Genomic DNA, 13063 nt, shown 5'->3' with positions numbered 1-13063 from the left:
TACAATGTGGTTTGCCGTCTTTCGCTAAACAATGAAAAAGACACCGCACTACAATACTTTACCCGAAACATAACAAGAGACAATTCATAATGAGACATCTACTATTGACAGCAGCGCTCGCCCTGTGCTCGGCAATGGCCGCAGGACAAGGGCACGACTGGGAAAACCAATACGTCATGTCGATAAACCGTGAACCGGCACGGGCCTCGTTCACGCCTTACGGCACAACGCCGGGCGACAGACAGATGTCGCTTGACGGCCTGTGGAAGTTCAACTGGACAAAGACGCCCGACGAACAACCCGAGAATTTCTATCAAAAAGACTTCGACGACACGTCATGGACGACCTTCAGCGTGCCCGGCGACTGGGAAGTCAACGGCTACGGCACGCCCATATACAGCAGTTCGGGCTACACGTTCAAGATTGACCCGCCATTCGTAATGAAGGAACCGAAGCGCAAGTACACGGCATTCGTCGAGCGTAACCCCACCGGTTGCTACCGCCGCACATTCACGATACCCAACGATTGGAAGAGCAAGGAGGTGTACATACATTTCGGTTCGGTGGCAAGTGCGTTCTACGTTTACGTCAACGGCCGGCAGGTAGGCTACTCTGAGGGCAGCATGGAACCGGCTGAGTTCCGCCTTACGCCCTACCTCAACAGCGGCGAGAACCTCATAGCGTTGAAAGTTCTGAAGTATTCCGACGGCAGTTACCTTGAAGACCAGGACATGTGGCGCCTCGCCGGAATACACCGCAGCATATATCTTTACGCCACGCCGCCCATCCGCATTCGTGATTTCGGCGTGCGCACGCTGCTTGACGACAACTATCGCGACGCACGACTCGTAATCCATCCCGAACTGTCGGTTATCGAAGGACAGCGCGGAGAGGGCTATCACGTAGAGGCACAGCTGTACGACGCCAACGGCAAAGCCGTGCTCGACAGCGTTCTGAAACAGGATGCCGTCCCCATGCTGAACCTCGACCACAAGGGCAAAATCATGAACGCGCGCAACCCGCAACGTGGTTACGCCCCCTACGGATGGCTCGAAGCTACGGTTAAGAACCCGCTAAAATGGACGGCAGAGACGCCTAACCTCTACACACTGAAGTTGGCCTTGGTCGACGATAAGGGCAACAAGATTGAACAGGTGGAAACCAAAATCGGATTCCGCCGCCTTGAAATAAAGGACGGCCGCTTCCTTGTCAACGGCGTGCCGACCCGCTTCCGCGGAGTGAACCGTCACGAGATGGACCCCGTAACGGGCAAGGTGATGACCATGGAACGCATGGAGAAGGAGATAAGACTGCTGAAGCAGGGCAACATCAACGCCGTGCGCACATGCCATTATCCCAACGACCCGCGCTGGTATGAGCTGTGCGACAAGTACGGAATATACGTAATGGACGAGGCCGACATCGAGGAACACGGTCTGCGCGGACAGCTTGCGAGCGACCCTACATGGGCCGCCGCCTTCATGGACAGGACGCAGCGCGTGGTAATCCGCGACCGCAACCATGCCTGCGTAGTGTTCTGGTCGCTCGGTAACGAGTCCGGATGGGGCCCCAACTTCGCGGCAACGGGAGCATGGGTGAAGGAATATGACCCGACACGTTTTGTACATTACGAAGGCGCTCAAGGCCCTGACAGCAAAGACCCGGCCACCGTTGACGTGATAAGCCGCTTCTATCCGCGCGTACAGGAAGAGTATCTCAATCCCGGAGTGAAGGACAACAACATGGAACGTCCCGAGAACGCACGCTGGGAAAGGCTCCTTTCCATAGCGCAGAAGACCAACGATAACCGTCCCGTCCTGACCAGCGAGTATGCCCACGCTATGGGTAACGCCATGGGAAACTTCAAGGAATACTGGGACGAAATATACAGTCACCCGCGCATGTTGGGCGGTTTCATCTGGGAATGGGCCGACGAGGGCATCTTCAAGCGCCGTGACGACGGCAAGACTATGGTTGCATACGGCGGCGACTTCGGCGACGCTCCTAACCTCGGAGCCTTCTGCATAAAGGGCATTGTTACGTCAACCTGCGAACCAACGCCAAAATACTACGAGGTGAAAGCTGTCTACGCACCGATAAAACTGACATTGGACGGCAGCAAGGTGAACGTAATCAAGCGTGACGAACATGTTTCATTAGACAACTATACGTTCCTCTGGAACATCACGGAGAACGGTAAAGTTACGAAGAAAGGCGTACTTGAGGACTTAACCCTGCCCACATTAAAATATGACGAGAACAAGGACGTACGCCTGAACATAAGCGTCGTCCTCACAAACAGCACCCCTTGGGCAGACGCGGGGCATGAGGTCTGCAACGAGCAGTTCGTAATCAACGACCGCATGGCTACCGCATTCAAGGCAAAGAAACTGAAGACGGGCAAGCAGGCAGACATCGAAGAAGCCAAGAAATGGTTTGATATGGTGCGTCCGCACTTCTTCCGCGCCCCCACGGACAACGACAAGGGCTTCGGCAACTGGATTGCGAAGGACTGGAAGAACAACCGTCTTGACTCTCTCTCAACCACAATCACCAAGCCTTTGGAAGCCGTAAGGAATGCCGACGGCACAGTGACGGTAAGCGTATCCACAACCAACAAATACATCAACGGCAGCATACGCGCCGACTATACATACAAGATGGACGCCGAAGGGTCGGTAGACTTCCATGCCACCTACACCCCAGAAGGCACGCTTCCGCCGCTCCCCTGCATGGGCAACACGTTTGTCCTGCCCAAGGAGATGACACAGTTGAGCTGGTACGGAATGGGACTTCAGGACACGTATCCCGACCGACTGGAGGCTGCCTCGATAGGACGCTGGAACAGTACGGTAGCCGAACAATACGTGCATTACGCCCGTCCGCAGTACTCGGGCAACCATGAGCAGACGGCAGAGGTGACCATCACCGACGCTAAAGGCCGCGGATGGCGTATCACAGCAGAGGCCGGCAAGCCGTTCTCATTTACCGCTCTGCCCTACTCTACGGCACAACTTTACACCACGGCGCACGACTGCGACCTCGCTATCGAGGACAACGTTTACCTTAATATAGACGCCGCCGTGATGGGACTGGGCAACAGTTCGTGCGGCCCTGGCGTGCTGACGAAGTACAGCATACCGCAAAAGCCGCACACGCTGCACGTCCGTTTTACGAGAATAAAATAATAAAAGAAATAAAAACAAAGAGCAAGGCCTAAACGAGAGGAACGTGATTGTCAAGCAGAACAGGCATTTCTACTTACTCCTTCTCTCCCTACTCCTTCTCCCCTAAACAAAACAAAGATGAAGAAACTATTGATTTCAGCCCTACTGCTGGCATCGTTCGCAACTGGAGCATTCGCGCAAGGCAGCGTGTACACACAGCGCCAGTACCTTAGCGGACATGGCAGCGACGACATGGTAGAATGGGATTTCTATTGCACTGGAGGCAACAACTCGGGCAAGTGGACAAAAATCGGCGTGCCGTCGTGCTGGGAGCTGCAAGGCTTCGGCACTTACCAATACGGCATGAAGTTCTACGGTAAACCCTTTCCCGACGGTATTGCCGACGAGAAAGGCATGTACAAGTACGAATTTACGTTGCCAAAAGAATGGGAAAACCACCACATCGACCTCGTGTTTGAGGGTTCGATGACCGATACCGAGGTGATGATCAACAAGCGCAAGGCTGGTTCGCTGCACCAAGGAGCGTTCTACCGATTCACTTACGACGTGACCGACCGTGTGTTCTTCGGCGACAAGAAAAACCTTCTCGAGGTAACTGTAAGCAAGGAAAGTACCAACAAGGGCGTTAACCTTGCCGAGCGTCGTGCCGACTACTGGAACTTCGGCGGCATATTCCGCCCCGTGTTTATTGTCTGCAAACCTGCCATAAACATCGAGCGGACGGCAATAGACGCAAAGGCGGATGGCTCGTTCAGCGCCTTTGTCCTGCTCAACCATACGCTCGAAGGAGCAAAAGTGCGCACCACGATAAGCGACATGAGTGGCAAGAAAGTGGCTGAAAACACTACTGCCGTGCGCCAAGGCAGCGACCATGCAGACGTTACATTCAACGTTTCCAATCCTAAGCTGTGGACTGCCGAGACGCCTAACAGATACCAGGTGGAGTTCGCGCTCATCGATGGCAACGGCAAAACGCTGCACATCGAACGCGACAAGTTCGGCTTCCGCACCATAGAGACACGCGAGGGAGACGGCCTGTACATCAACGGAAAGAAAGTAAACATACGCGGAGTGAACCGCCACAGTTTCTGGCCTGAGAGCGGTCGTACGCTGAACAAACAGCTCAACATCGCAGACGTGGAGCTTATCAAGAGCATGAACATGAACTCCGTTCGCCTGTCTCACTATCCGGCAGACCCAGAGTTTTATGATGCATGTGACAGTCTTGGCCTTTACGTCATGAGCGAACTGAGCGGTTGGCACGGTCATCACGAGACAATCAACGGACAAAAGCTCATCAAGGAGATGATAACCCGTGACGTAAACCATCCTTGCATCATCTGGTGGAGCAACGGAAATGAGAAGGGATGGAACACCGAACTGGACGGAGAGTTCCACAAATGGGACATTCAGAAGCGTCCCGTTCTTCATCCGCAAGGCAACTACGGAGGGTATGAGACCATGCATTACCGTTCTTATGGAGAAAGCGAAGAACACATGCGCCGCCCACAAATATTCATGCCGACGGAGTTCCTGCACGCCCTTTACGACGGCGGAGCCGGTGCCGGACTGTATGACTACTGGGAACTCATGCGTTCATGGCCGCGCTGTGCAGGCGGATTTATCTGGGCATACGCCGATGAAGGAGTTGTCCGCACAGACCTTAACAACATGATTGACAACGTCGGCAACTACGGAGCTGACGGCATTGTAGGCCCCCACCACGAGAAAGAGGGCAGCTATTACACGGTAAAACAAATCTGGAGTCCGGTACAAGTGTTTATGCCTGAGAACTTCAATGGTACACTCAACGTTGAAAACCGTTACAACTTCCTCAGCCTTGACAAGTGTAAATTTGATTATTCTTACATAAAATACAATGGAGCTAACACCGAAACCGTGAAAAGCGGAACTGTAAACGGCGCCGACATCGCTCCCGATTCAAAGGGAACCATCAGCATTCCTGCCGCTCCAGACAATGCCGACGCACTCAGCGTAAAGGCTACCGACCAGTATGGCGAGGAACTCTTCACCTGGGTTTTCAAACTGAAAAACTCCGACAATATATATAAAGGTGGCGCAAAAGGCAGCAAACCGACAGTCAGCGGCAATACCGTTAAGGCAGGAAACGTGACTTACACATTCTCTGAGACTGACGGAACACTGGCAAGCGTAACGACAAATAAAGGCGAATATACATTCAAAAACGGCCCCAAATTCTTCGCTTACCGCCGTGCGGATAGGTCATTCGACCAGTTCTACAACCACGACGACCCTGAAGCCGAGAAGAAAAAGACCACTTATACTGAGTACATTGACCAAGGCACATTCGTCAAGACAACAACAAAGGACGGCGAAAATGATACTGTTATAGTAACTTCCGAATACAAACTCGGTTCACTTCAAAAGGCGGAATGGCACATTGCGCCCGACGGTGGAGCACGTCTTGTCTACACATATTGCTTCAACGGTGTTGTAGACCTCATGGGAGTAAAATTCGATATGCCCGAAACTGACGTCGAGAGTAAGCAGTGGCTCGGTCACGGACCTTACCGAGTATGGAAAAACAGGGTGCACGGGCCGCAGCTCGGAGTATGGAGCAACGACTACAATGACCCAGTCCCTGGCGAAAGTTTCATCTATCCCGAATTCAAGGGATACTTTGCGGGTGTACAATGGATGAAGCTCAAGACCAAGAACGGCACCATAACCATACAACCCGGAACTGACTCTGAATACGTTGGAGTATTCCAACCGAAAGACGGACGCGACCAGTTGCTATATACTTTGCCGGAAACAGGTATCAGTCTGATGCAGGTAATACCGGCAGTCCGCAATAAAGTGAATACAACTGACCTCAACGGGCCGTCTGCCCAACCGGTTTGGGCACATGGAACATATGTCGGTGAAGTAACATTACATTTTGAATGACCATGAAGAGACTTCTTTCCATAATCTTCGCATGCGCCACACTGGCGAATGCAACAGCGCAAAATACCATTCAGGAGAACACTCCTGAATGGTACAAGCGTTTTATATCCCCGAGTGAAGAAAATGCCCCCTGGACATTCTGGTATTGGATGTTCGGATGTGTTTCGGACGAAGGCGTACGCCTTGATCTCAACGCTATGCACGACGCAGGTATCGAGGGCTGCTACCTCATGCCGATAAAGGATGTAAGTGACGGACCACAATATAACGGCACTGCACGGCAGTTGTCTCCAGAATGGTGGAAAAGGATGGATACAGCCTTCCGCACGGCAGACAGTCTCGGCATGCAAATAGGTATCCACTTCTCTGACGGTTTTGCGCTTGGCGGCGGTCCCTGGATTACACCGGAAGAGTCGATGCAACGCATAGTATGGTCTGACACCATCGTTGAAGGCGGCGAACAGGAAATAATATTGCCACGTCCGGCGTGCAAGGAAAACTATTATGAAGACATAACAGCCTTTGCCTACCCTGCTGACTTTTACGATCCAAGGAAACCAAAAGCCTCTGTTGAATTTCCATACCGCTCTTCGGAACCTTGCGACATAATAATGTCTTACGACGAGCCCTATACTCTTCGCAGCGTTGAAATAATCACAGGAGGCAACAACTATCAGGCCCACAGATTCAAGGTTTACGCTTCCGACGACGGAACAAACTACCGTTTTGTCCGTGAAATAAGTCCGGCAAGACAAGGTTGGCAGAACACTGACGCCTACGCCACTTACGCAATACCAGCAACAACGGCGCGTTACTTCAAATTCCATTGGACACCTGAAGGCAGCGACCCAGGCTCAGAAGACATGGATGCGGCAAAATGGAAACCGAACTTGAAAATCGCAGGACTCGTACTTGGCTCCGAACCAGTTATTGACGGGTATGAAGGAAAGTCCGGAAAAGTATGGCGCGTATCCGAATATTTCCCCGTTGCAGACAATGAATGCATCGAGCCGAGCAAGATGATAAACCTTACAGGAGTACTTCCTTCAAACGATTTTCTTGAAAAACCGATATCCATAAACCTTCCTAAAGGCCGCTGGCACATAATCAGGATGGGGCATACAAGCACGGGACACATCAACGCCACGGGTGGTGGTGGCCGTGGACTGGAGTGCGACAAGTTCTCACGTACTGCAATAAGAAAACAGTTTGACAATTGGTTTGCCAATATATACAATCACGTACCGAAAGATATAGCAAAGCGTGTGCTTACCAGACTGCATGTAGACAGTTGGGAATGTGGCAGCCAAAACTGGAGCGACAACTTCGCGAAGGAGTTTCAAAGCCGCCGAGGATACGACCTAATGCGCTGGCTTCCATTATATGCCGGAGTACCAATCGCTTCATCCGAAGCGTCTGAAAAGGTGCTGCGCGACATACGACAGACCATTGCCGAACTCATCAACGACGTTTTCTTTGACGAGGTTGCTGCTCTTGCAAAGCAGTACGGCTGCAAGCTTTCAACAGAATGCGTGGCGCCGACAATGGTCAGCGACGGTCTTCTGCATTACCAATATGCAGACTATCCGATGGGTGAATTCTGGCTGAACAGCCCCACACATGACAAGCTCAACGATATGCTCGACGCCGTAAGCGGCGCACATATCTATGGAAAAAACATTGTACAAGCGGAAGGTTTCACCGAGATTCGCGGCACATGGGATGAAGACTTCGCTCTGTTGAAACCATTGCTCGACAGAAATTACTGTATCGGTATCAACGCTATAGTTTTCCATGTAAACACTCATAACCCATGGACCGACCGCGCACCTGGAATGACACTTGACGGTATTGGTACTTTCTTCCAGCGCGACAACACATGGTGGAGGGAAATGCCGGCATTCACGAGCTACATTTCACGTTGCCAGGCATTGCTTCAATACGGACATCCCGTTGTAGACCTTGCCGTATACACCGGCGACGAAACACCACGAAGAGCGGTCCTGCCTGAACGACTCACAACAACACTGCCCGGACTGTTCGGCGAAAAGACCCTTAAGCGTGAACAAGAACGACTCGCCAACGTAGGCCAACCGCTGGAGGTAAGCCCCGTGAAAGTCACCCATACGGCTAACATGACAAAGGCCGAGCATTGGATTAACCCCTTGCGCGGCTACCGCTACGACTCGTTCAACCATGACGTATTGGGCAAATCACAAGTAAAGAACAACATGCTCGTTACACAAGACGGCATGGCTTACTCTGCATTGGTAATACCCCAGGCAAGAAAGATGAACCCCAGCCGTATCGTTACATGCTGGAACACCATCGACTCAATCGAGAAATGGGGCGTGCCGGTAATCAAGGAGCCGTGGAACGAACCTGACTTGACCTCCATCGGCCTAAGAAAAGATGCCGACTTACCCGAAGGAATAGACTTCACCCACCGCCATGCTGACGGTGCAGACATATACTTCCTCAGCAACCAGACAGACTCGACGATGACTTTCACACCCACATTCAGGGCTGAAAGGGAATACCGATACATTGCTGACGCAATAACAGGGAAAGTATATTTGGCAGGCAACAGCGTTACGTTGCCGGAAGGTGGTTCTGCATTCTACATCTTGTCTGACGACAAAGTACCGGGCATTACCGAAGGAATAAAGACAAGCAGAAAGACCCTTACGACCTTAAACGGCAACAAATGGACTATAAAGTTCGAGAAGACAGGACGCACGACAACGACAAACAAGCTGTCTGACTGGAGCAAATCGGACATCAATGACGTAAAGTTCTACTCCGGACATGCGACCTATACAACTACGTTCAAGCTCGGACGTAAACCCAAAGGCAACATTCTGCTCGACCTCGGCAACGTTGCAGACATAGCCACTGTATATGTCAACGGACACGAATGCGGCACGGCATGGACTGCCCCTTATGCCGTAGACATAACTAAAGCGGTGAAACGCGGACGCAACACCTTGAAGATAACCGTGGTAAATACATGGGCCAACGCACTGCAAGGTAACGACATGGGCACTCCTCCATTCAAGGGTATATGGACAAACGGCAAGTTCCGCCGTGAAAGCAAGGAGCTGTTGCCTGCCGGACTGACGGGGCCTGTGGAAGTAATCCTGAATTATTAAAACTCAAGGAGTAAGGAGTAAAGGAGGGAAAGAGTAAGTAGAAATGACCTCAAGGCAGTTCCTGCAAGCGACAAGGCAGTTAATCTACTTACTCCTTTACTCCTTCTCGCATTACTCCTAAAAACAAACAATACACAATGAAGAAACTATCATTTTTATTAACAGCACTGCTCGCGGTAACTGGAGCGAACGCAAAGGTTACCTTGCCAAAGATGTTTGCAGACGGAATGGTTATGCAACGCGAGGCAGATGCCAACCTGTGGGGTACCGCCAAGCCGTCGGCAACGGTAACGATCACAACGTCGTGGGACAACAAGACTTATTCCGTAAAGGCGGGAAAGGACGGCAAGTGGAAGACTGCCGTGCGTACTCCAAAGGCAGGAGGCCCGTACGACATAACTCTGAGTGACGGCGAGAAGACAAAACTTAGTAACGTACTAATCGGCGAGGTATGGATTTGTTCCGGCCAAAGCAACATGGAAATGCCGATGAAAGGATTTAAGAACCAGCCTGTAGAGAACGCCGTAGAGGACATTCTGCACAGCGCCGACAAAGAGCTCCGCCTCTTCACGGTTAAGCGCAACAGCCGTTTCACGCCCGTTGACACGGTAAGCGGTAAGTGGAATGAGGCCAATCCTGCCTCTGTCCGCGAGTTCAGCGCCACGGCATATTACTTCGGGCGTGAGCTGCGCCGCATGCTTGATGTGCCGGTAGGCCTCATCGTAGCGTCATGGGGCGGCTCGGCGTGCGAAGCCTGGATGACAGCCGACTGGCTGAAAGCCTTTCCCGACGCTAAGATTCCCGCCTCTGAAGACGATATAAAATCAAAGAACCGCACTCCAACCGTACTCTACAACGGAATGCTTCACCCGCTGATTGGCTACACAATGCGTGGAGTGATATGGTACCAGGGCGAGGACAACGTGCCGCGTTACAAGACTTACGCCGACATGATGGCGGCTATGGTGCACGGATGGCGCGCGGAATGGGGACAGGGCGACTTCCCCTTCTACTTCTGCCAGATAGCTCCCTACGACTATAAAATCATCAACTACACGGTGAACAGCGCCCTTCTGCGCGAACAACAGTCGAAAGCCGAGCTTATGATACCCAACGCCGGCATGGCCGTGCTCCTTGATGCCGGACTGGAATACGGTATCCACCCGCGCAAGAAGAACCTGGCCGGACTGCGCCTTGCCCTGCTCGCGCTCGACAAGACATACGGAATAGAAGGCATAACATCGGAAAGCCCGTACTTCCGTGATGTCACTTTCCAGAACGATACGGCCATAGTACGTTTCAACAGGGCCGACATGTGGGTGTACGGACGCAACGGCCTGAAGAGTAAATACTTTGAAGTGGCCGGCGAAGACCGTGTGTTCCACCCTGCGGAAGCATGGATAGAGCGAAGCAAAGTGTATGTCAGAAGCGAAGCCGTGCCACATCCCGTAGCCGTACGCTACGCCTTCAAGGACTGGGTTAACGGCGACCTGTACTGCGACGGCCTGCCAGTAAGCTCGTTCAGGACGGACAACTGGTAAAGGTGAGAAGGTGAGAAAGGTGAGAAGGTGAGGAAGCCATTGTTTTACATTTGTCGTAAAATTCATTTGGCTTTCTCACCTTCTCACCTTTTTCACCTTCTCACCTTTATAAGTATTTTCGGGAACTTCCACACAAATATCAGCGTACAGCAGATAGCCGCAGTGGCGTCGGCTACGGCCTCGGCGGCGAACACTCCCTTCACCCCGAACCACCGAGGCAGCACCAAGGCAAGCGGAACAAGCAGGATAACCTTGCGCAGAAGGGCAATGAAAATGGATATTTTAGCCTGTCCGAGGGCAACAAACATATTCTGGCATGTGCGCTGCAGGCCGAATATGGTCATACCCGAAAGGAAGAGCGGCATCATGACGCCCACCGAACCGATTAACACGACATCATCAGTAAAGGCCGACGCCACGACATGAGGAAAGAATATCATGAAAAGCATAAGCACAAGATTGAACGTGAACATCACCGTAACGGCCACACGGAAGCACGACTTTACACGGTCTACGTCGCCATGCCCGTAGTTATAGCTCACTATCGGCACGAAGCCCTGCGCAAAACCCGTCATCGGCACGCTGCCGAACTGCATGGCGCTCTGCAACACCGTGAGCGTGCTGACGTATATATCGCCGAACCGCTTGAGGCCCGTATTGAGCACGAAGCCTACAAGGCTCTCCGTGCTCGCCATGATAAAGGGCGACACTCCCAGGGCCACGATTGGCACAATCACCTTGCGCTCGGGACGCACATACCTCCACTCTATACGCAAGGAAGCGCGGCTTGAGGTAAGGAAGCGCAGCACCCACACGGCACTGCACGCCTGGGATATGACCGTTGCGACGGCCGCGCCCTTGACACCCATGCCGAACGCGAATATGAACAGAGGGTCGAGCGCGATGTTGAGCACGGCGCCAATCAGCACGGAATACATCGCCACGGCGGGGCGTCCCTGTGCGTTGATAAACGTGTTGAGCCCCGTGGACAGCTCGACGAATATCGTTCCCATAAGATATACCGACAGATAGTCGACGGCATAGACCAAGGTATGCACCGAGGCGCCCGTCAACAGCAGCAGCGGTTCCATGAATACATAGGCCGTAAGCGACGTTACCACCGTGAAGGCCACCAACAGCAGCACGCCGTTGCCCAATATGCGGCCGGCGCGCTCACGGTCGTTCTGCCCCAGGGCGATGGCTGCCAGTGGCGCGCCTCCGCCTCCAACAATGGCCGAGAAGGCCGATATGAGCAGTATTATCGACGTGGTGACGCCGACACCGGCCAGCGCGTCGGTGCCGATTTGCGGTATGTGGCCTATGTATATGCGGTCAACAATGCCGTAAAGCAGGTTGACAAGTTGGGCCGCAACGGCCGGCATGGCCATCTTGAACACAAGCGGAACCATACGTTCCGTGCTCAGCCTGGCCTCATAGTTATACGACATGACAATCTTCCTTTATGCACGCGAAGGGCGTAATACAAGTAAACGCCGACAAACGAGCGACGGCCGGCACGGCACAATGCCGCCACAGGCCGGCGCATAACCCTTCACGCTTTTCCAGCGTGCAAAATTACAACTTTCCGCCGGTATGGCAAAACGAATGCAACATGGTTATGCCATAAAATGAATGTCAGCAAAGCTCCAGCCCTTCAATAGCTGAAGGAGTTAAAGTTGTTATCCATCCCGGCAGTCGCCAAGAAGTCAAAGCCCCACGTCCCGCAGCCTCTCGCCGCTTGTGGCACGACGGCAGGATTCTTATCGGCAGGCGCTACTGCACAGGACTGACGGCTCACCGCAACCAACATTGTAACTATCTGTAAATCAAGCCATTACCATAAGCGTTGCAAAAGGCCGCCTTTCGCATTGTAAAAGGCGGTCTTTCATGCCGCAAAATACGGTCTTTCGTCTGCCAAAAGGCCATCTTTCACGATTCGAAACGCTGCCGACTGTCTTTTCCTGAAATAGGTTGACAGTTTTTGTTTAAATAAACTACATTATTTTACACACTCTTGATAGAGGTACTGGAATAGTTGACATCGCATCAGGAAATGTGCCGCTTTACTTTACATTCCCGGTCTTTGTCAGGCGGACCCGCGGGGCCGCCTGACAAAATCGCAGCAAAGATACTATCTTCCGTTGTCATTCCCTCCATGCCCCACCGTTTTTTTTCTTTTCCACAGCCGTTTTTGTTCGCCGCTCCCGGCGTGCGCCGTCTCCGGGGTGTTGTTACCGATGCTCATGTGGGG

5 protein-coding genes are annotated in these 13063 nt (G+C 52.5%); 4 read left to right on the top strand and 1 reads right to left on the bottom strand.

Features of this window, described 5'->3' with window-relative positions; genetic code table 11:
- The first annotated feature begins 89 nt into the window (after positions 1-89).
- The 4 genes from H6A34_RS05930 (at position 90) to H6A34_RS05915 (ending at position 10812) form a co-directional block, all read left to right on the top strand.
- Positions 90-3188 (top strand): glycoside hydrolase family 2 TIM barrel-domain containing protein, encoded by a 3099-nt coding sequence (locus tag H6A34_RS05930; RefSeq protein ID WP_205104118.1) that lies wholly within the window; start codon positions 90-92, stop codon positions 3186-3188.
- 117 nt (positions 3189-3305) lie between these two features.
- Positions 3306-6119: a glycoside hydrolase family 2 TIM barrel-domain containing protein gene (locus H6A34_RS05925; RefSeq protein WP_205104116.1), complete on the top strand. Its 2814-nt coding sequence runs from the start codon at positions 3306-3308 to the stop codon at positions 6117-6119.
- A complete protein-coding gene (locus tag H6A34_RS05920; RefSeq protein WP_420870816.1) occupies positions 6116-9271 on the top strand; it encodes a glycosyl hydrolase in 3156 nt (1051 codons plus the stop codon). The genes H6A34_RS05925 and H6A34_RS05920 overlap by 4 nt, the downstream gene beginning before the upstream one ends.
- A gap of 137 nt (positions 9272-9408) precedes the next feature.
- The gene (locus H6A34_RS05915; protein WP_239480779.1) at positions 9409-10812 is read left to right on the top strand and encodes a sialate O-acetylesterase; all 1404 of its coding nucleotides are present in this window, start codon (positions 9409-9411) and stop codon (positions 10810-10812) included.
- 92 nt (positions 10813-10904) lie between these two features.
- Here the strand turns inward: H6A34_RS05915 and H6A34_RS05910 are convergent, their stop codons facing one another.
- Positions 10905-12260: an MATE family efflux transporter gene (locus tag H6A34_RS05910; RefSeq protein WP_205104112.1), complete on the bottom strand. Its 1356-nt coding sequence runs from the start codon at positions 12258-12260 to the stop codon at positions 10905-10907.
- Positions 12261-13063: the final 803 nt, after the last annotated feature.

Origin of the sequence: Marseilla massiliensis (assembly GCF_016899855.1) — a bacterium.
Taxonomy (GTDB): Bacteria; Bacteroidota; Bacteroidia; order Bacteroidales; family Bacteroidaceae; genus Prevotella.
The sequence above is the reverse complement of the archived record's forward strand: the minus strand, read 5'-3'. Positions and strand labels throughout refer to the sequence as shown.

Bases quoted from the DNA above. Each gene is read 5' to 3' on its own strand.
- H6A34_RS05925 (WP_205104116.1), top strand. From the start codon at position 3,306: ATGAAGAAACTATTGATTTCAGCCCTACTGCTGGCATCGTTCGCAACT.
- H6A34_RS05920 (WP_420870816.1), top strand. From the start codon at position 6,116: ATGACCATGAAGAGACTTCTTTCCATAATCTTCGCATGCGCCACACTG.
- H6A34_RS05930 (WP_205104118.1), top strand. From the start codon at position 90: ATGAGACATCTACTATTGACAGCAGCGCTCGCCCTGTGCTCGGCAATG.
- H6A34_RS05915 (WP_239480779.1), top strand. From the start codon at position 9,409: ATGAAGAAACTATCATTTTTATTAACAGCACTGCTCGCGGTAACTGGA.
- H6A34_RS05910 (WP_205104112.1), bottom strand. From the start codon at position 12,260: ATGTCGTATAACTATGAGGCCAGGCTGAGCACGGAACGTATGGTTCCG.